The following is an 18,067-nucleotide window of genomic DNA, read 5'->3' as shown; positions in this document are numbered from 1 at the left end:
GCCGCGCGGCGGATGACACGCTAGAAGTGTCTGCATCCCCTCGCGAGACCCATCATGCCCCACATGTCCGCCCTGCTCGGCTTTGCGCTCGTCTGCCTCGGCATGGTGCTGACGCCGGGACCGAACATGATGTACCTGATCTCGCGCTCGATCACGCAAGGGCCGGCGGCCGGGATCGTCTCGCTCGGCGGCGTCGCGCTCGGCTTCGTGTTCTACATGCTGTGCGCGGCGTTCGGCATCACCGCGCTGCTGTTCGCGATTCCCTATGCCTATGACGCGCTGCGGTTCGCCGGCGCCGCCTATCTGCTCTGGCTGGCATGGCAAGCATTGAAGCCCGGCGGCCGCTCGCCGTTCCAGGTCAAGGCGCTGAAGGTCGACGGCCCGCGCAAATTGTTCGCAATGGGCTTCCTCACCAATCTGCTGAATCCAAAGATCGCGATGCTCTATCTGGCGCTGCTGCCGCAGTTCATCGATCCCGCCGGCGGCAGCGTGCTGACGCAGTCGCTCGCGCTCGGCTCGATCCAGATCGTGATCAGCGTCAGCGTCAACGCGATGATCGCGCTCGCCGCCGGCTCGATCGCGGTGTTCCTCGGCACCCGCCCGACCTGGCTCCTGGTGCAGCGCTGGCTGATGGGCACGGTGCTCGCGGGGCTAGCAATGAAGATGGCGCTCGAGGCGCGGCGGGCCTAGCGAGGCCCCCGCTCTCCTTGTCGAACGAGGACGCGCTCGTTCTCTCGCGCCCGATGCGCAGGTTTTGCGAGGTGTTTGTCAGGCACCTTTGCTGCGGTCAACCGGCGGCCTCGCGCAGACTTGCTTCGTAATGCGCGCTCGCCCGTTCGAAGTTGCGGCGCGCTTCCTCGCGGTCGGACCGGCCCTCTTCAAGCGTCAACGAATCCCATTTGCTCCGTTCCGTGGCAAAGAAATCGCCGCCGTAGACGTGGATCGCACTGCTCAGCCGATCTATCGGATTGATCACTGAATGGATGATCTCGGTGCCGAGCGGCACGGTATCGCGCGCGCACAAGGCCCTGGCACCCGCTGCCTCTATCCGGTTCGGCTCGCCCGGAATGCGGCGCCAGAAGACGTTGTCCTCACGGCCTGCATAAACGCCGATCACGGCCCACATATGATGATCGTGAGGCGGCACGATATACCCGGGCGGCCACACCACGTGGAGGATGGTCAGCGTCGGGGAATGGAAGAGCGCACGGGTTTCGGGGCGCTCCGGCTCGCCGAGTGCCCTGAATACCGCGGTCGGTTCAGACATCGCGCGGGCAACGACCTCATGAACGGCCCGGTGAGACGGGTCGGCCGCAAACGCATCACGCAGTCGGCAACGAAACGCTCAGTGTCAAACATCGGGATTCCCCTTTGGACAAGGTTTCGGCTTGACGGAAGCATGGCGCGGCTTGCTCAATGTGTCCAATGCATTTAATATCCATCGATTCATGCAATTGATGCATTGAAATGGACCTTCGACAGCTGCGCACCTTCGTCGTCGTTGCCGAGGCCGGCGGCTTTGCCGCCGCGCAACAGCAGTTGCGCCTGAGTCAGCCGGCGGCTTCTCGCCAGATCCAGGGGCTCGAGGACGAACTCGGGATTCCGTTGTTCGATCGCGTGGGCCGCGGGATCAAGCTGACTTCAGAAGGCGAAGATCTGCTACGGCGCGGCCGCCGTCTCCTGCAGGATGCCGAATCTTTCGGCGAGCGTGCGCGTGCGCTGAGAACCGGCAACGCGGGCGCGCTGCGGGTCGGCTGCAGCACCCAGCATATGGAAACGGTGCTGGCCAATTTCCTCCCCTCATTCCGACGCAAGCACCCCTCCGTGGTCATAGAGTTGGTCGAGGACGGTGGTGCCCGCGTTCCGGATCGCCTGCAGCGCGGCGACGTTCATCTCGCGATCATTCCAGCCGCCGACGATGGCTATCACCGCCGGCTGCTGGCTCCCGTCCATGTGCTTGCTGCCGTTTCGCCACGGCATGGCTTCGCAAGCAGGCGGAAGCTGGAGATTGCCGAACTCGCCGAGGAGTCATTGCTGCTGCTGCGGCGGGACTTCGCATCTCGCGGCTGGTTCGATGCCGCCTGCAACATCGCGCACGTCAGGCCACGCGTGATCCTCGAAAGCGCCGCGCCTCACACGCTGCTCGCGCTGGCAAGAGGCGGCAACGATGTCGCCATCGTGCCGTCGAATGTTCAGATCCCCGCCAGCGTCCACGCCTTTCCGCTGCTTCACAGGGGCGCTTCGATCGGGCGATGGACAGCCGTAGCCTGGGATCCGCAGCGCTTTCTGGCCCCTTATGCCAAATCCTTTATCGACGAACTCGTCGCCTATTGCGGCAAACACTATCCGGGACGCAAGTTTGCCAAGCACGTCTCGCCTCTGCCAAGGCCGGAGGAAACAAAGGGGTGATCGCCCTGCCGGGAGCCTCGATGCAAAGCATCGAATCCGGGTGAGGTCTCCCTCCACGAGATCGTCTGCGGAGACAACCCCTCATCTGCCGCCGTAGCCGACGCTACGCGTCGGCGTTGCATTACAAACGGCCGTTGGCCGCCTGTGCCACCTTCTCCCGCAAGGGGAGAAGGGAAGACCCCCTCAATCCAGCTTCGCTTCCATCCCGCGCTTCGTCGCGGGGCGGGCCATCAGCGTCTCGTACCAGCGCTTGACGTTGGGGAAGTCGCCGAGATCGACCTTGTGGCGCGGATGGCGCCAGGCCCAGCCGAGGATGGCGAAATCGGCGACCGAGAGATCGCCGGCGACGAAATCGCGGCCATCCAGCCTGCGGTCCAGCACGCCGTAGAGCCGCCGCGTCTCGGCCATGTAGCGCTTCAGGCCGTAGGCGCGATCCTGCTCGTTCTCCAGCGCGATGAAATGGTGCACCTGGCCCGGCATCGGGCCGAAACCGCCCATCTGCCACATCAGCCACTCATAGACCGGGATCCGCTCGGCGAGCGGCTTCGGCAGGAACTTGCCGGTCTTCTCGCCGAGATAGAGCAGGATTGCGCCGGACTCGAAGATGCTGACCGGCTTGCCGCCGGGGCCATCGGGATCAACGATCGCCGGGATCTTGTTGTTCGGGCTGATCGCGAGGAAGGCGGGCGCCATCTGCTCGCCCTTGCCGATATTCACCGGGATCACCTTGTAGGGCAGCCCCATCTCCTCCAGCGCCACCGAGATCTTGCGGCCATTGGGCGTGTTCCAGGTGTGCAGCTCGATGGTCATTTCCGCTTCCCTTCCAGATATTTGGCGACTGCTTTAGGGGGATCGAACCGGCCGCACAACCGCGCTTTCCGGAAAGCTCGCCCGCGGAAATCGCGGCATAGGCGCTGTTGACGGCCCGATTTCCGCGCTGGAATGTCCCGGTAACCGCCGATAGATTGCCGCCCGCCTCAAACCCTCAAGGGAAAAAGTCTTTGTCCAAATCAGCCTCCCGCGCCCGCCTCGCCGAGATCATCCGCAAGCGTTCGTTCGGCCGCGGCGAGATCACGTTGGCGTCGGGCCGCAAGAGCGACTTCTATTTCAACCTGAAGCCGACAATGCTGGATCCCGAGGGCGCGGCGCTGCTCGCCGAGCTCACCTATGAGGCACTGAAGGACGACAAGCTCGATTTCGTCGGCGGGCTCGAGATGGGAGCGGTGCCGCTCGCCGGCGCGATCGCACAGCTGTCCTGGCTGAAGGGCCACCCGATCGCCGCCTTCTTCGTGCGCAAGAAGCCGAAGGAGCACGGCGCACGGCTCGCGGTGGAAGGCCTCGCCAAGGGCGAGAGCCTGGCCGGAAAGCGCATCGTGATCGTCGAGGACGTCACCACGACAGGCGGCTCGGCGCTGAAGGCGGTCGAAGCGGTGCGCGAGGCCGGCGGCGAGATTGCGCTGGTCTTCACCATGGTCGACCGCGAGGAAGGCGCGACCGAGACCTTTGCCGAAGCCGGCTTGCCGTTCCGCGCGCTGTACAAGGCCGGCGAGTTCCTGAAGGACTGAAGGTCTCTCTGCTCCCGGGGCGAGGTGAAGGAAAACTCGCTCGATCTCGCCTTCTGCTTGTGACGCCGTCACGCTGAATCAATCGCTCGTTTACCATCCCGCTCTAAGGTGAATCCGCCGGGGCACCTTGCCGCCGCGGCGCGTCGGGTGGAGTTGGCGTTGCGTACAGAGTTGAGTGATCGGCGCGTGCGGCGCTGTGTGATGCTTGCCGCCGCAGCCTTTGCGGGTTCCGTCGTGGTCGTGCCCGCTCCCGTCTCAGCCGAAGGGCTGTTCGACTTCTTCTTCGGCGGTTCCCAGAAGCAGCAGGGCCGGCAGGCCCCGCCGCAGGCCAATTTCTTCGCCGATCCGTTCGGCCTCAACCAGCCGGAACGGCAGACTTCCACACCCACCTCGGCACCGCGCGTCGCCGGTTCCGGGCCGGCCTATTGCGTGCGGACCTGCGACGGCAAGTATTTTCCGCTGACGATGCGCGGCAACGCGACGCCGGCGCAGCTCTGCCAGGCGTTCTGCCCCGCGAGCGCGACCAAGGTCTATTACGGCAGCCATATCGACAGCTCAGCATCGAGCACGGGCGAGCGCTACGCCGACAGCGAGACCGCCTTCGCCTACCGCAAGGCGCTGCGCGCCGACTGCACCTGCAACGGCCGCGACCCGGCCGGGCTCGCGCCGGTCGACCTCGCGCTCGACGCCTCGCTGAAGGCCGGTGACGTGATCGCGACCACCGACGGCCTGGTCGCCTATACCGGCGTCCGGGTCGGCAACGAGCAGTCGTTCGACTTCACCCCGGTCGCCTCCTATCCCGGATTGACTGCGGCGGTCCGCGCGCGGCTCGGCGAGATGAGGGTTGCGCCCGTCAGCGCCGAGCTCGCCAGCGACGCGCCGCTGCCGGAGACCAGAAGCGATGTCGCGCCGTCGTCCGTCGCGCCGAAGGGCAACGCGGCAAAGTCCGGCAAGCGCGCCGAGGCGAATTAACGCGCCACGATCACGCCGATCACGTTCGGCGCGGCCATGTATTTCTCCTCGATCGCCGCCCGCGCGGCGGCGCGGTTCTCGGCGGTGAGGAGACCGCGCTTCTCGGCGAGGATCATCCAGCAATAGCCCCACCAATCCGTCAGCATGCCGTGGTCGTCGACGAGATCGTAGCCCTGCTCGGCGGCGAACAGGCGCGCATGCGCCTCGTCGAGCGAATCGAGCCAGGCGTGATCGTCGAGCGAAAACAGCTCGTCGCTGAAATCATCCGTGGTGTAGCCCCAGATCGACATGCATACCGCGTTGAACTCGCGATCGAGCTGGTCGTCGTCGATCGGCTGGCGCCGCGAGGCCTGGTGCAGCCGCGACAGCGAGCGGGCGAAATCCGCGATGCGGGTGAGAGCGAACTGATCGAAGGCGATGGTGGACATGTAGTCCTCGCGGAGGCTGGGAGACCCTAGATATTGTATTGGCACAGCGCCGAATCATAATGATATATCAAAGACTTGCTAAAGTGTTCTTAATTCGTTCTTGGTGGTTTTTAGATGGTCATCATTGGGCGTCGTCCTGGCGAAAGCCAGGACCCATTACCCCAGCAGGTCGACATATCGCGAGCTTGGGCCAAACCATGAAAGCTGCGGTCAGCTACTACGTCTACATTCTCGCGAGCCGCCATCACGGAACGCTCTACATCGGCGTCACCAATGACATTCATACCCGGCTCGAACTGCATCGCTCGGGCCGCGGCTCCAAGTTTGTGTATGAATACCAAGTCTTCCGTCTCGTTCATGTCGAGGAATTCGCCACGCCGCAGGAAGCCATCGCACGCGAGAAGCAATTGAAGTTCTGGAAACGCGATTGGAAGATCAAGCTGATTGAAGCGGAAAATCCGGATTGGAGCGACCGGTCCGACCTCATTTGACAGTTGGGGTAATGGGTCCTGGCTTTCGCCAGGACGACGATGTGGCGCGACCGAGCATCATCGCTCTGTCACGGATATGCCTGCCCCCCAAAGCAATTCGGGCCGCTGACTAGGTCAGCGGCCCGTTGAAAATTGCTTCGGAATGAAATGCGTCGGAGCTTGAAATGTTGCCCGCCCCACGAGCGACAGGGGTGTTTGTAAAGAACTCCTTAAGTTCTGGGAATCCGTATCACCACGGTGTTCCCGATTGCGCGTGAAGGCGCCTTGCGCGACCGTCAATTCGCCGCCGACAGCAGTCTGTCGCCGCAGGCGTTTGCGTAGAACTTGCCGCCGCATTGCCGCTTGATGGCGGCACAGCGCGCCGCCGGCGACGCGTTCTGCGCCACGCGAAAGCCGCACGTCAGGCCGTCGGCGCTGCGGCCCAATTTGCCCGCCGCATAGGCTGCGCTGGTCGCCGCGATGCACACCACGAGCAATGCCGCGGCCGCGATCTCGATCAAAAGCCTCATCACGCATCCTCCGCTAAATTGTCGCAAAATCTCGCGTTTCGCAGCCGATCGTAGCACCTGCGCGGGCGGCTTCGGAAGGTTCCCGGAGCGGCCCGGTCCTTGCATAAATTCACGGCAGCGCTGCATGGCCTTGTCCCGGACGGTTTCGATTGCCGTGCAACGCGCGTATCATTGCGTCGGAGCATGATCGGGGAACCGCGGATACCGGAATTTCCGAGGGACCATGCTCAAACAAGGCGACGAGAGCATGATGCCTGCCATGGCATCAGGTTCCCGTCTGAACGGCAGGGATTGGGCGTTGCAGGAACAGACAAATTATCCGGCCTTGAATCAGCCGGTTGACGAGCTGGCGCTGACCGAGATCAAGGGCGCGATCCTGGCCAAGCTGCGGCTTGCGATCGGCAAGGACGCCACCGTTGCGACCCGGCGTGACTGGTACAAGGCGGCGGCGCTGGCGCTGCGCGACCGCATCGTGCACCACTGGCTGACGGCCGAGAAGCAGACCTACGATGCCGGCGCCAAGCGCGTCTATTATCTCTCGCTGGAATTCCTGATCGGCCGCCTGTTCACCGACGCGCTGAACAATATGGGGCTGCTGCCGCTGTTCGAGGCCGCGCTCGGCGACCTCGGCGTCGATCTCTCGGACCTGCGCAAATGCGAGCCGGATGCGGCGCTCGGCAATGGCGGCCTCGGGCGGCTCGCGGCCTGCTTCATGGAGAGCATGGCGACGCTGGCGATCCCGGCGACCGGCTACGGCATCCGCTACGATTTCGGCCTGTTCCGCCAGATCATGAATCAGGGCTGGCAGCAGGAATATCCCGACGAGTGGCTGGCTTTCGGCAACCCCTGGGAATTCCAGCGGCCGGAGGTGGTCTACAACGTCCATTTCGGCGGCCATGTCGAGCATGTCGACGAGCGCGGTCGCGACCGCGCCACCTGGCATCCGGCGGAAACCGTCGAGGCGATGGCCTACGACACCCCGATCGTCGGCTGGCGCGGCCAGCACGTCAACGCGCTGCGGCTGTGGTCGGCGCATGCGCCCGACCCGCTCAAGCTCGACGTGTTCAACTCGGGCGACTACGTCTCGGCCAGCGCCGAGCAGGCGCGCGCGGAAGCGATCTGCAAGTTCCTCTATCCGAACGACGAGAGCGCGGCGGGCCGCGAGCTCCGCCTGCGCCAGGAATATTTCTTCGTCTCGGCCTCGCTGCAGGATCTGGTGAATCGGCACCTCGCCTCCGACGGCGGCCTGCGCAACCTCGCGCAGAAGGCGGCAGTGCAGCTCAACGACACCCATCCGAGCCTTGCCGTCACCGAGCTGATGCGCATCCTGGTCGACCTGCACAATTTCCGCTGGGACGAGGCCTGGAAGATCACGGTCGCAACCCTGTCCTACACCAATCACACGCTGCTGCCCGAGGCGCTCGAGACCTGGCCGGTCGAACTGTTCGAGCGGCTGCTGCCGCGGCATCTCGAGATCATCTACCGCATCAACGTGGCCCATCTCGCGCTCGCCGAGGAGCGCTTCCCCGGCGACATCGAATATCGCGCCTCGGTCTCGCTGATCGACGAGCGCAGCGGCCGCCGGGTGCGGATGGGCCAGCTCGCCTTCGTCGGCTCGCATCGCATCAACGGCGTCTCGGCGATGCATTCCGACCTGATGAAGGAGACCGTGTTCCACGATCTCCATCACCTCTATCCCCAGCGCATCACCAACAAGACCAACGGCATCACCTTCCGCCGCTGGCTGATGCTGGCCAATCCGCGGCTGACCGCGCTGTTGCGCGAGACCTGCGGCGAGGCCGTGCTCGACGACTTCTCGTTGCTCGATCGGCTTGAGGCGCATTCCAGCGACCTCGAATTTCAGAAGCGGTTCCGCGACGTCAAGCATCACAACAAGCTGGCGCTGGCGCGGCTGATCGGCGAGCGCAACAACGTCAAGGTCGACCCGTCGGCGCTGTTCGACGTGCAGATCAAGCGCATCCATGAATACAAGCGGCAGCTGCTCAACATCCTGGAGACGATCGCGCTTTATCACGCGATGAAGGATGACCCGGCCGCGAACTGGGTGCCGCGGGTGAAGATCTTCGCCGGCAAGGCGGCGGCGAGCTATCGCTACGCCAAGCTGATCATCAAGCTGATCAGCGACGTCGCCGAGGTCGTCAACAATGACGCCTCGCTCGGCGGCAGACTGAAGGTGGTCTTCCTCGCCGACTACAATGTCAGCCTCGCTGAGGTGATCATTCCGGCCGCCGATCTGTCCGAGCAGATCTCGACCGCCGGCATGGAAGCCTCCGGCACCGGCAACATGAAGCTCGCGCTGAACGGCGCGCTGACCATCGGCACGCTCGACGGCGCCAATATCGAAATCCGCGACGCCGTCGGCCCCGAGAACATCGCGATCTTCGGACTGGAGGCCGGCGACGTCATGGTCCGCCGCAAGCAGGGGCTCGATGCCTCTGACGTGATCCGCAGATCGCCGCGGCTCGAGCGCGCGATCCGTGCCATCGAGAGCGGCGAGTTCTCGCCGGGCGATGCCGCGCGCTTCGCCTCGATCGGCCACGCGTTGCGCTACCTCGACCATTACATGGTCTCGGCCGATTTCGATTCCTACTACGACGCGCAGCGTAGCATCGACGCGCGCTGGCAGGTGCCGCCGGCCTGGACCCGCGCCTCGATCCTCAACGTGGCGCGCATGGCGTGGTTCTCCTCCGACCGCACCATCCGCGAATACGCCGAGGACATCTGGCACGTGCCGGTGCACCCGACCGCCGCGCCGCAGCTGGGCAGCCAGCGCGAGGCGAAGGGATAATCCCGGGGCGCGGAAATCGATTACGTCCGACATCATTGAATTTGGCGCAGTCGCTGGGCTACTGCTGTTGCAGCAGCGTCATTGCGAGCGGAGCGGAGCAATCCATCGCTCCACATTTGCGGAGCCATGGATTGCTTCGTCGCGGAGCCTGTCATCCGGCCGGCCGGAGGCCGGACCGGGCGGCTCCTCGCAATGACGGCAGACGAATTCGAATTAGGGACTTTCATGCTCACCAAGACCCCGCACCTTTTCGATGAAGCAACCGCAGTGACTGCCGGCGACAGCCGCTGGCAGGGGCGCACCAGCCCGGACTATTGGGCCTTCGTCGGCCCGTTCGGCGGCTGCACGGCCGCGACCATCCTGCGCGCGTTGATGCAGCACCCGCAGCGCGCGGGCGATCCGCTGGCGCTGACGGTCAATTACTGCGCGCCGGTCGCCGAGGGCGTGTTCGATCTCGACGTCCGCCTGGTCAAGGCCAACCGCTCGAGCCAGCACTGGTCGGTCGAGATGACGCAAGGCGGCGGCGAGGTCGCGACCTTGGCGACCGCCGTGTTCGCCGAGCGGCGGCCGTCGTGGTCGCACCAGCCGGCCGAGTTTCCCGGCGCGGTGCCGTTCGAAGAGCTGCGGCCCTATCCGAAGCTCGCGATGACCTGGGCCAACCAGTACGACTTCCGCTTCGCCGAGGGCGAGCCGAAATTCGCCGGTGGCGGCGGTGCAAAGGAGCTGTCGAGCCCCTATTCAAAACTCTGGATCGCCGACCGCGTGCCGCGCAAGCTCGACGCGCTGTCGCTGATGTCGATGTCGGATGCGTTCTTCGGCCGCGTCTTCCACGCGCGGCACGAGCTGGTGCCGTTCGGCACGGTATCGCTGACGACCTATTTCCACGCCGATGCGGCCGACCTCGACGCCGAGGATACCACCCGCGTGCTGGCCACGGCCGACGCGAAAACCTTCCACAAGAGCTACGGCGACCAGCACGGCGAATTGTGGTCGCCCTCCGGCCGCCTGCTCGCCACCACGACGCAGATCGCCTACTTCAAGGCGTAGGCGCTCCGAGCGGATCGGCCACCGGCTCGCATCGTAGCCAAATATCCACATTGGTCTGCTAGGACCGGATTGCCTATTTCAAGGGTTGAGGGAACATTGGCGCGTCGCTTCTGTTCCACGCCTTTGGGAGCATTGCCGCATGTCCGAAGCCGACACTTCAAAACCCTCGCGCATCGCGCTGCTTGGCGTTCCCATCGAGATCGGCGCGTCGCAGCCCGGTCCGCTGATGGGACCGGACGCGCTGCGCACCGCGGGCATCGCGCGCCTGCTCGAGCAGCTCGACTTCAGGGTTGACGACCACGGCAACCTTGCAATCCCGGCTGTCGTCGCCGACGGCCCGGTGCCGGCCAATACCAAGTTCTATGACGAGGTGAAGACCTGGACCCGCGCCCTGTCCGAGCGCGCCTACTGGCTGGCGCATTCCGGCGCGATCCCGATCTTCATGGGTGGCGATCACTCGCTGTCGATGGGGTCGATCAACGGTGTTGCGCGCTACTGGCAAGAGAAAGGCCGGCCGCTGTTCGCGCTGTGGGTCGACGCGCATGCCGACTACAACACACCGGCCACCACGATCACCGGCAACATGCACGGCATGTCGGCGGCGTTCCTGTGCGGCGAGGACGGACTGGACGATTTGCTCGGTGGATTGCCGCGCGCCTCGATCCCATCCGATCAGCTCGCGCTGATCGGCACCCGATCAGTCGATCCGCTGGAGCGTAAGCTGCTGCGGCAGCGCAGCGTCTCGATCGCGGACATGCGCCAGATCGACGAGTTCGGCGTCGCCGTGCTGACCCGACGCGTCATCGACCGCGTCAGGGCGAAGAACGGCGTGCTGCATGTCTCGTTCGATGTCGACTTCCTCGATCCCGACATCGCGCCGGGCGTCGGCACCACGGTGCCGGGCGGCGCGACCTACCGGGAAGCGCATCTCATCATGGAGCTGCTGCACGATTCCGGGCTGGTGCGCTCGCTCGACATCGTCGAGCTCAATCCGTTCCTCGACGAACGCGGCCGCACCGCGCGCGTCGCGGTGGAGCTGATCGGCAGCCTGTTCGGGCTTCAGATCACCGACAGGCAGACACCGAGCAATGCGGTGCTGCCGGAGATGGGCGAGTAGCGAGGCAACACACTCAATGTCGTCCCGGCCTAGTGCGCAAACAAAAAAGGCGGCCACGAAGGCCGCCTTTTCAAAATCGCGTATCGCTTGCGCGGCTTACTCCGCAGCCAGCTTCACTTCCGGCGCGGCGGCGCGGACTTCGGCGTCGACCTGCGCTTCGAACTTGGCGAAGTTCTTCTGGAACATGCCGACCAGCGCACGCGCCGTCTTGTCGAACTCGACCTTGTCGGCCCAGGTCTTGATCGGATCGAGGATGTGCGGCTCGACGCCCGGCAGCGAGGTCGGCACCGCGAAGCCGAAATACTTGTCCGTGCGGAAATCCGCGTTGCGGAGCGAACCGTTCAATGCCGCGGTGAGCAGCGCGCGGGTCACCTTGATCGGCATGCGGCGGCCGGTGCCGTACTTGCCGCCGGTCCAGCCGGTGTTGACGAGCCAGCAATCGACATTGTGTTTCGCAATAAGCTCACGGAGCAAATTGCCGTAGACCGACGGATCGCGCGGCAGGAACGGCGAGCCGAAGCAGGTCGAGAATTCCGGCTGCGGCTCGTTGCCGAGGCCACGCTCGGTGCCGGCGACCTTCGCGGTGTAGCCGGACAGGAAGTGGTACATCGCCTGCGCCGGCGTCAGCTTGGCGATCGGCGGCATCACGCCGAAGCGTCGGCGGCGAGCATCACCACGTTCTTCGGATGCGGCGCGCGGCCGGTGCGCGAGGCGTTCGGGATGAAGTCGAGCGGATAGGCCGAGCGGGTGTTCTCGGTCTTCGAGCCGTCGTCGAAATCCGGCACGCGATCATTGGAGCCGAGCACGACGTTCTCCAGCACCGCGCCGAAGCGCTTGCTGGCGGCATAGATCTCCGGTTCGGCTTCGCCCGACAGCTTGATGCACTTGGCGTAGCAGCCGCCTTCGAAATTGAAGACGCCGTCCTCGCTCCAGCCATGCTCGTCGTCGCCGATCAGCGTGCGCTTGGGATCGGCCGAGAGCGTGGTCTTGCCGGTGCCGGACAGGCCGAAGAAGATCGCGGTGTCGCCGTCGGGGCCGACATTGGCCGAGCAATGCATCGGCATCACGCCCTTCTCGGGCAGATAGAAGTTCAGCGTGGTGAACACGCTCTTCTTCATTTCGCCGGCATAATAAGACCCGCCGATCAGGACAATCTTGCGGGCGAAATCGATCGCGACGACGTTCTCGGACTTGCAGCCGTGACGTTTCGGATCGGCGCGGAAGCTCGGCAGATCGATGATCGTGAGTTCCGGCACGAAGCCCGCGAGCTCCGACGTCTCGGGACGAATGAGCAGCGTGCGGATGAACAGCGAGTGCCAGGCGAGCTCGGTGAAGACGCGCGTCTTGATGCGATCTTCGGATCGGCGCCGCCGTAGAGATCCTGCGCGAACAGCGTCATCCTTCGGCATGCTTGAGGAAGTCGGCATGGAGCGTTGCGAACTGCTCGGAGGTGATCGACTGGTTGCCGGCCCACCACATGCTCTTGTCGGTCAGGCCGTCACGGACCGTGAACTTGTCCTTCGGGCTGCGGCCGGTGAACTCACCGGTATCCGCGCAGAGCGCGCCATCGGCCGAGAGCACCGCTTCGCCATTGCGCAAGGAGTGCTCGTAGAGCTGCGGCGCACCATAGTTCCAATGCACGCCCTTGAGATTTTTTAAGCCGAATTTGTCGGCGCCGAAGGCACCGTTATGCACGCCCGTCTCTTGCACGAAGAACCTCCTCGAACCCGCGTATCCTTGTTCGCGCGAATGTCGCTAGTCGCGCCCCGTCGCGGTGATGACCGTCATCAGAATATAGCCTCTCGGCCCCGGTCCGGCGACCTAATAGTGGGGATCGCCGGGCTTGCCAAGCCGGTCGAACGGCTTTTGGTTCATTCCAACAGGGGTACATCATCTGGCGCAAATACCGCAGCGCGAAACCCTTTCGCTTTGCTTTCGCTTTCGCATTGTTTTCGCCCCGATCGGGCGACGTTTCGTCGCCTTTCCCGCTACGAACAAGGCCTTGCGATGCACAAAGAGTGCCAGCGATCGGCGTGTGCGTGCGCCGATCGCTGCATAAAGCAAGGGGAATGCCGGGTATGCGTTTCGCGCTGAGGATGTGTCGTTGCAATGGACTGCCGCGAGTTGACGCTGCGCTGCACTGCCGAGCATGTCGCCCACGATCGTGTTGCACGCGGATAGCACCATCTGCTCGGCATCGAGCATTCGGTTGAGCTCAACATGCCGTCGTCGAAGCGGGGTGACTTCAATGCCCGGCATCGGCGAATGTTCCGCAATGTCTTGCACGTTGCGCAACTAGATCGCTGGCCGTCACGATCGATGGTAACGCAATCAGCACCTGACGCCCCGCGCATCGTCGCGCCGCGAGCCTCGCAATCCCGGTGATTTTCCGATCCAGCAGCAACGGAAATTCGCGCACCCGCGCCGAACCCATCAGCGATGACGTGACGGCCGGCACGAAATGATCGCGCTATCAGCGACACCGCACTCCGCCTCAGCGAAGGCGCAGGGAGCCGCAGCATGCGACACGATGCCTCGCCGGGCGCCGCAGCCCCCGGTGTCGGCAGCGAGTGCTGCCTATCCCTTCCGATCGCTTGCTATCCCCTTTGCTATCCCTTGGCGCGAGCTTCGCCGACGAGCCGCACCAGCATCTTGCGCAGCTCGGTGCCGTTGCTGACCCGCTCGGGGAAATCCAACCGCAGCGTGGCGCGGCCGGCCTGCATGTCCATGCCGTGGGGATCGCAGCCGGTGCACAGCCAGTCGGCACTGTCGGCGCCGAGCAGCCGCGTGGCGTAGAGGTTCATGGCTTCGCGGTGGTCCTCGTTCATGTGCGCCACCGCACCAGGCTCGGCCTCCAGCAGCGCTTCGGCGCCGCCGAGATCGGTCAGGAACTGGGCGGGCTTGAGGTCGACGATGCGACCGAACCCGGCGACCAGATGGGCGCCGCTTGGCCGGATCACGAAGAACGAAAAATCCTTAAATTCTACAAAGGCTTCCGCCGACGGCTGGGCAGCGAGATAGCGCCGTTGGGCGAGCTCGCGCCCGGCCTCGGCGACCTCTTCCGCCCTCCCCGCCAGCATGATCCGGGCGCCCTCCAAGGGATCGCCCTCGGCACGCTCGTCCAGCATCAGCGACACCCGGCTGTCGGCCAGGATGTTCTTCGTGTGCAGCGCCAGGCGGGAAATCAGCAGGATCGGCGAGCCGTCCGGATGGCTGGCGAGGTTGACCAGGGAGCAATAGGGATCGCCGGAGCCGGCCATCAGCGTGGCGAGCGCGCCCTGGCGGCTGCGGCGAAGCAGCGAGCGGGCAAGGTGGGCAGGATCGAAGTCGGCGGTCGGTTGCATGGGCCTAACGGGTCATTTTGAGGGCGATTCGGGCCGGTTCCGGATGAAAAAAGGGCCTGTTTTCATGATCTCAGGGTGGTATATGGGGTCCATCGCATGGGTCGCAGAAGCGTATTTTTGCGGAACTCGGTCACACTTCAGCCCAGCTTGCATTGCTCGTTGACCGCGTTCGAAGCCCATTTCCACGGCGCGTTGCCAGAGTGCCCGCCGTTTAAGCCACTCTCATTGTGAAAGCAGCTCATGCCCACAATCGCCTTGGTCGACGACGACCGCAACATTCTCACTTCGGTCTCGATCGCGCTTGAAGCCGAAGGCTACCGCATCATGACCTACACGGACGGCGCGTCGGCGCTGGATGGATTTCGCACGTCGCCGCCCGACCTTGCGATCCTCGATATCAAGATGCCGCGCATGGACGGCATGGAGACGCTGCGCCGACTGCGCCAGAAATCGGATCTGCCGGTGATCTTCCTCACCTCGAAGGATGAGGAGATCGACGAATTGTTCGGCTTGAAAATGGGCGCCGACGATTTCATCCGCAAGCCGTTCTCGCAGCGCCTGCTGGTCGAACGCGTCAAGGCCGTGCTCCGCCGCGGCCAGCCCAAGGATCCGACCGCCGCGCCGAAGGAGCCGGACGCCCGCGCGCTCGACCGCGGCCTGCTGCGGATGGATCCGGAGCGCCATACCTGCACCTGGAAGAACGAGCCGGTGACGCTGACCGTGACCGAATTCCTGATCCTGCAGGCGCTCGCCACCCGCCCCGGCGTGGTGAAGAGCCGCAACGCGCTGATGGACGCGGCCTATGACGACCAGGTCTATGTCGACGACCGCACCATCGACAGCCACATCAAGCGGCTGCGCAAGAAGTTCAAGGTGGTCGACGACGACTTCGAGATGATCGAGACGCTGTACGGCGTCGGCTATCGCTTCAAGGAAGCCTGATCTGCGCATCCGGAGCGGCTTGTTAACTGACAGGCTCCGCACGGCTGGGGTAAGCTCGGGCGACTGTCTGCTTCGCGGGACGACATCCATACCAACCGGCAGCTTTGCCAGTGCTTGATCGAACGCAGCTCGAGCAGGGACTGAACACCGAGGACGCGTCACAGCTCCTCGATCACGAGGCCGTGGCCGACGATCTGGCGGAGAAGGGCTGGCGCCGGCCGCTCGGCTGGCTGCGCCGCGCCGGTCAATTCTTCTTCGCGCTGTCGTTCTCGAGCCTGACGCGCCGCATCGTCTCGCTCAACCTGGCCGGCCTCGTCGCGCTGGTCGCAAGCATCCTCTATCTGTCGCAATTCCGCGCCGGCCTGATCGAGGCGCGCACCCAGAGCCTGCTGGTCTATGCCGAGATCATCTCGGAGGCGATCGCGGCGTCCGCGACCGTCGAGGGCAACACCGTCACCATCGATCCCGACCGGCTGCTCGACCTCAAGCCCGGCGAGAGCTTCGGCCAGCCGGATGAATCGGCGGACTTCCCGATCAATCCCGAGCGCGTCGCGCCGATCCTGCGCCGCCTGATCGCGCCGACCAAGACGCGGGCCCGCATCTTCGACCGCGACGGCGGCCTGATCCTCGACAGCCGCAATCTGTTCGCGCGCGGCGACGTGCTGCGCATGGAACTGCCGCCGCCGTCCGAGAAGCCGTCGCTGTATGAGAAGACCAAGGCCACGATCAAGACCTGGCTCAACCGCGGCGACCTGCCGATCTACCGCGAGCTCGGCCCCGAAGGCGGCAAGGGTTATTCCGAAGTCGCGCAATCGCTTGAGGGCATGAAGGGCAGCGCCGTGCGCGTCACCGACCGCGGCGCGATCATCGTGTCGGTTGCCGTTCCGGTGCAGCATTTCCGCGCCGTGCGCGGCGCGTTGATGCTGACGACGCAGGGCGACGACATCGACCAGCTGGTGATGTCCGAGCGCCTCGCCATCCTCAAGATCGGCGGGGTCGCGTCCGCCGTCATGATCATGCTGTCGCTGCTGCTTGCGAGCACGATCGCAGGCCCGGTGCGGCGGCTCGCCGAAAGCGCCGAGCGCGTCCGTCACCGCATCCAGACCCGCGTCGAGATTCCCGACTTCACCGGACGCCGCGACGAGATCGGCCATCTCTCCGGCGCGTTGCGCGACATGACCAACGCGCTGTACAGCCGGATCGAGGCGATCGAGATGTTCGCCGCCGATGTCGCCCACGAGCTGAAGAACCCGCTGACCTCGCTACGCTCGGCGGTCGAGACGCTGCCCTTGGCGCGCAACGAGAACAGCCGCGCGCGGCTGCTTGCGGTGATCGAGCATGACGTCAAGCGGCTCGACCGCCTGATCTCCGACATCTCCGACGCCAGCCGGCTCGACGCCGAATTGCAGCGCCAGGACATGGCGCCGGTCGATCTGCGCCGGCTGCTGACGACGCTGACCAGCGTCGCCAACGAGACGCGGCTCGGCCACGATGTCGCCGTCGAAGCCCGCTTCGAGGGTCGCGGGCCGACCGATACGCTCTCGGTGCCCGGCCACGATTCCCGGCTCGGCCAGGTGATCTCCAACCTGCTGTCGAACGCGCAATCGTTCTCCAAGCCGGGTGACAAGGTGCGCATCGTCTGCCGCCGCACCCGCGGCGAGATCGAGATCGTGGTCGATGATGACGGGCCCGGTATCGGCGAAGATGCGCTGGAGCGGATCTTCGAGCGCTTCTACACCGACCGGCCGCACCAGGCTTCGGCCAGAACTCCGGCCTTGGGCTTTCGATCTCCAAGCAGATCATCGAAGCGCATGGCGGACGGATCTGGGCCGAGAACCGCCCTGGCCCCGCGGACGAAGACGGCAAGCCAACCGTGGCCGGCGCTCGTTTCGTGGTCAGGCTGCCGACCCTATGAGCGAAAATTCAAGCGTGCACGCATCCGCCGTTCTGGTCGGCGAGCGTGCGGTGCTGATCCGCGGCCCGTCGGGCGCGGCAAGTCGCGTCTCGCCTTCGAACTGATTCTCGCCGGGCGCACCGGAGCGCTCCCGCCGGCCATTTTGGTGGGGGATGACCGTGTCCATCTCGACACAGCCGGCGAACAATTGTGGGTCCGTCCGGCCCGGCAATTGGCCGGTATGATCGAGATACGAGGCCTCGGAATCCGCCATTGCCCGTTCGCGGACGAGGCCGTGGTCGGCCTGATCGTCGACCTTGCTGCCGACGACGCCGAGCGGCTGCCGTCGTCGGAGGCGCTTCAGACTCGCCTTAATGGTGTTTTGATACCGCGAATTCCTGTAGCTGCGGGCTTCCAACCCCTGCCGCTGGTTGTCGCCGCGCTGACGACAACCTGAAAGTTCATGTTCCCGTAATCTTGCGGCCAATTGTGGGAAGGGAATTGGTAACCATATCACATCCACTATCGCGTCGGATTTTG

The 18,067-nt window shown here is 64.7% G+C and carries 15 protein-coding genes and 5 pseudogenes; 12 read left to right on the top strand and 8 right to left on the bottom strand.

Annotation, left to right across the window (positions count from 1 at the left end; genetic code table 11):
* The first annotated feature begins 54 nt into the window (after positions 1 to 54).
* A complete protein-coding gene (locus tag ALC15_RS08855) occupies positions 55 to 690 on the top strand; it encodes a LysE family translocator (RefSeq protein ID WP_050626891.1) in 636 nt (211 codons plus the stop codon).
* 97 nt (positions 691 to 787) lie between these two features.
* Here the strand turns inward: ALC15_RS08855 and ALC15_RS08850 are convergent, their stop codons facing one another.
* Positions 788 to 1,267, bottom strand: coding sequence for a hypothetical protein (locus ALC15_RS08850; RefSeq protein WP_200914652.1), 480 nt, complete (start codon positions 1,265 to 1,267; stop codon positions 788 to 790).
* A gap of 200 nt (positions 1,268 to 1,467) precedes the next feature.
* Between ALC15_RS08850 and ALC15_RS47860 the strand changes: the two are divergent.
* Both ALC15_RS47860 and ALC15_RS08845 read left to right on the top strand, forming a co-directional pair.
* Positions 1,468 to 1,641: pseudogene (locus ALC15_RS47860) on the top strand (LysR family transcriptional regulator); the annotation flags it as partial.
* A 99-nt stretch (positions 1,642 to 1,740) separates the two neighbouring features.
* Positions 1,741 to 2,409: pseudogene (locus ALC15_RS08845) on the top strand (LysR family transcriptional regulator substrate-binding protein); the annotation flags it as partial.
* 183 nt (positions 2,410 to 2,592) lie between these two features.
* Here ALC15_RS08845 and ALC15_RS08840 read toward each other — a convergent pair.
* Positions 2,593 to 3,219: a glutathione S-transferase family protein gene (locus ALC15_RS08840; protein ID WP_050626889.1), complete on the bottom strand. Its 627-nt coding sequence runs from the start codon at positions 3,217 to 3,219 to the stop codon at positions 2,593 to 2,595.
* Positions 3,220 to 3,410: 191 nt separating this feature from the next.
* Here ALC15_RS08840 and pyrE point away from each other — a divergent pair, with 191 nt between their 5' ends.
* Together pyrE and ALC15_RS08830 are read left to right on the top strand one after the other, a co-directional pair.
* The gene (gene pyrE, locus ALC15_RS08835) at positions 3,411 to 3,974 is read left to right on the top strand and encodes an orotate phosphoribosyltransferase (protein WP_021076621.1); all 564 of its coding nucleotides are present in this window, start codon (positions 3,411 to 3,413) and stop codon (positions 3,972 to 3,974) included.
* A 201-nt stretch (positions 3,975 to 4,175) separates the two neighbouring features.
* Complete coding sequence (locus ALC15_RS08830) at positions 4,176 to 4,946, top strand: DUF2865 domain-containing protein (protein WP_244485994.1); 771 nt, start codon at positions 4,176 to 4,178, stop codon at positions 4,944 to 4,946.
* Here ALC15_RS08830 and ALC15_RS08825 read toward each other — a convergent pair.
* Positions 4,943 to 5,374, bottom strand: coding sequence for a hypothetical protein (locus ALC15_RS08825; protein WP_050626887.1), 432 nt, complete (start codon positions 5,372 to 5,374; stop codon positions 4,943 to 4,945). The genes ALC15_RS08830 and ALC15_RS08825 overlap by 4 nt on opposite strands.
* Positions 5,375 to 5,571: 197 nt before the next feature.
* On the opposite strand from ALC15_RS08825, the gene ALC15_RS08820 reads away from it, so the two are divergent.
* Positions 5,572 to 5,865, top strand: coding sequence for a GIY-YIG nuclease family protein (locus ALC15_RS08820; protein WP_050626886.1), 294 nt, complete (start codon positions 5,572 to 5,574; stop codon positions 5,863 to 5,865).
* A 275-nt stretch (positions 5,866 to 6,140) separates the two neighbouring features.
* Here the strand turns inward: ALC15_RS08820 and ALC15_RS08815 are convergent, their stop codons facing one another.
* Positions 6,141 to 6,374 carry a hypothetical protein gene (locus ALC15_RS08815; RefSeq protein WP_050626885.1) on the bottom strand — a complete coding sequence of 78 codons (234 nt, stop codon included), beginning with the start codon at positions 6,372 to 6,374 and terminating at the stop codon, positions 6,141 to 6,143.
* A gap of 259 nt (positions 6,375 to 6,633) precedes the next feature.
* Between ALC15_RS08815 and ALC15_RS08810 the strand changes: the two genes are divergently transcribed.
* The 3 genes from ALC15_RS08810 to rocF all read left to right on the top strand — a co-directional run bounded on the left by ALC15_RS08810 (position 6,634) and on the right by rocF (position 11,347).
* Positions 6,634 to 9,183, top strand: a complete 2,550-nt coding sequence (locus ALC15_RS08810; RefSeq protein ID WP_094193776.1) for a glycogen/starch/alpha-glucan phosphorylase — start codon at positions 6,634 to 6,636, stop codon at positions 9,181 to 9,183.
* Positions 9,184 to 9,408: 225 nt separating this feature from the next.
* Positions 9,409 to 10,230 (top strand): acyl-CoA thioesterase, encoded by an 822-nt coding sequence (locus ALC15_RS08805; RefSeq protein WP_050626919.1) that lies wholly within the window; start codon positions 9,409 to 9,411, stop codon positions 10,228 to 10,230.
* A 139-nt stretch (positions 10,231 to 10,369) separates the two neighbouring features.
* On the top strand, positions 10,370 to 11,347 hold the full coding sequence (gene rocF, locus ALC15_RS08800) for an arginase (protein WP_050626884.1): 978 nt from the start codon (positions 10,370 to 10,372) through the stop codon (positions 11,345 to 11,347).
* A 96-nt stretch (positions 11,348 to 11,443) separates the two neighbouring features.
* Here rocF and ALC15_RS08795 read toward each other — a convergent pair.
* From ALC15_RS08795 to ALC15_RS08790, 4 genes and pseudogenes are all read right to left on the bottom strand, one after another.
* A pseudogene (locus ALC15_RS08795) lies at positions 11,444 to 13,057 on the bottom strand (phosphoenolpyruvate carboxykinase).
* A gap of 180 nt (positions 13,058 to 13,237) precedes the next feature.
* Positions 13,238 to 13,606 (bottom strand): hypothetical protein, encoded by a 369-nt coding sequence (locus ALC15_RS43235; RefSeq protein ID WP_128089480.1) that lies wholly within the window; start codon positions 13,604 to 13,606, stop codon positions 13,238 to 13,240.
* A complete protein-coding gene (locus ALC15_RS43230; RefSeq protein ID WP_128089479.1) occupies positions 13,593 to 13,805 on the bottom strand; it encodes a hypothetical protein in 213 nt (70 codons plus the stop codon). Before ALC15_RS43230 ends, ALC15_RS43235 begins: the two co-directional genes overlap by 14 nt.
* A 151-nt stretch (positions 13,806 to 13,956) precedes the next feature.
* Complete coding sequence (locus ALC15_RS08790) at positions 13,957 to 14,691, bottom strand: HugZ family pyridoxamine 5'-phosphate oxidase (protein WP_050626883.1); 735 nt, start codon at positions 14,689 to 14,691, stop codon at positions 13,957 to 13,959.
* Between the two features lie 240 nt (positions 14,692 to 14,931).
* On the opposite strand from ALC15_RS08790, the gene ALC15_RS08785 reads away from it, so the two are divergent.
* The 3 genes and pseudogenes from ALC15_RS08785 to ALC15_RS41725 all read left to right on the top strand — a co-directional run bounded on the left by ALC15_RS08785 (position 14,932) and on the right by ALC15_RS41725 (position 17,984).
* On the top strand, positions 14,932 to 15,633 hold the full coding sequence (locus ALC15_RS08785) for a response regulator transcription factor (protein WP_016843287.1): 702 nt from the start codon (positions 14,932 to 14,934) through the stop codon (positions 15,631 to 15,633).
* 110 nt (positions 15,634 to 15,743) lie between these two features.
* Positions 15,744 to 17,548, top strand: a pseudogene (locus tag ALC15_RS08780) (stimulus-sensing domain-containing protein).
* Positions 17,545 to 17,984 (top strand): annotated as a pseudogene (locus ALC15_RS41725) (HPr kinase/phosphorylase). Before ALC15_RS08780 ends, ALC15_RS41725 begins: the two co-directional pseudogenes overlap by 4 nt.
* The last annotated feature ends 83 nt before the right edge of the window (positions 17,985 to 18,067 follow it).

It is taken from the genome of Bradyrhizobium viridifuturi, assembly GCF_001238275.1.
GTDB classification, from domain to species: Bacteria; Pseudomonadota; Alphaproteobacteria; order Rhizobiales; family Xanthobacteraceae; genus Bradyrhizobium; species Bradyrhizobium viridifuturi.
This window is presented reverse-complemented; position numbering and strand designations above follow the sequence as displayed.

What these genes read in the sequence shown, in the direction of transcription:
- ALC15_RS08855 (WP_050626891.1), top strand. Translation starts at nt 55, where the DNA reads ATGCCCCACATGTCCGCCCTGCTCGGCTTTGCGCTCGTCTGCCTCGGC.
- ALC15_RS08850 (WP_200914652.1), bottom strand. Translation starts at nt 1,267, where the DNA reads ATGTCTGAACCGACCGCGGTATTCAGGGCACTCGGCGAGCCGGAGCGC.
- ALC15_RS08840 (WP_050626889.1), bottom strand. Translation starts at nt 3,219, where the DNA reads ATGACCATCGAGCTGCACACCTGGAACACGCCCAATGGCCGCAAGATC.
- ALC15_RS08830 (WP_244485994.1), top strand. Translation starts at nt 4,176, where the DNA reads ATGCTTGCCGCCGCAGCCTTTGCGGGTTCCGTCGTGGTCGTGCCCGCT.
- ALC15_RS08825 (WP_050626887.1), bottom strand. Translation starts at nt 5,374, where the DNA reads ATGTCCACCATCGCCTTCGATCAGTTCGCTCTCACCCGCATCGCGGAT.
- ALC15_RS08820 (WP_050626886.1), top strand. Translation starts at nt 5,572, where the DNA reads ATGAAAGCTGCGGTCAGCTACTACGTCTACATTCTCGCGAGCCGCCAT.
- ALC15_RS08815 (WP_050626885.1), bottom strand. Translation starts at nt 6,374, where the DNA reads ATGAGGCTTTTGATCGAGATCGCGGCCGCGGCATTGCTCGTGGTGTGC.
- ALC15_RS08810 (WP_094193776.1), top strand. Translation starts at nt 6,634, where the DNA reads ATGGCATCAGGTTCCCGTCTGAACGGCAGGGATTGGGCGTTGCAGGAA.
- ALC15_RS08805 (WP_050626919.1), top strand. Translation starts at nt 9,409, where the DNA reads ATGCTCACCAAGACCCCGCACCTTTTCGATGAAGCAACCGCAGTGACT.
- rocF (WP_050626884.1), top strand. Translation starts at nt 10,370, where the DNA reads ATGTCCGAAGCCGACACTTCAAAACCCTCGCGCATCGCGCTGCTTGGC.
- ALC15_RS43235 (WP_128089480.1), bottom strand. Translation starts at nt 13,606, where the DNA reads ATGCCGGGCATTGAAGTCACCCCGCTTCGACGACGGCATGTTGAGCTC.
- ALC15_RS08790 (WP_050626883.1), bottom strand. Translation starts at nt 14,691, where the DNA reads ATGCAACCGACCGCCGACTTCGATCCTGCCCACCTTGCCCGCTCGCTG.
- ALC15_RS08785 (WP_016843287.1), top strand. Translation starts at nt 14,932, where the DNA reads ATGCCCACAATCGCCTTGGTCGACGACGACCGCAACATTCTCACTTCG.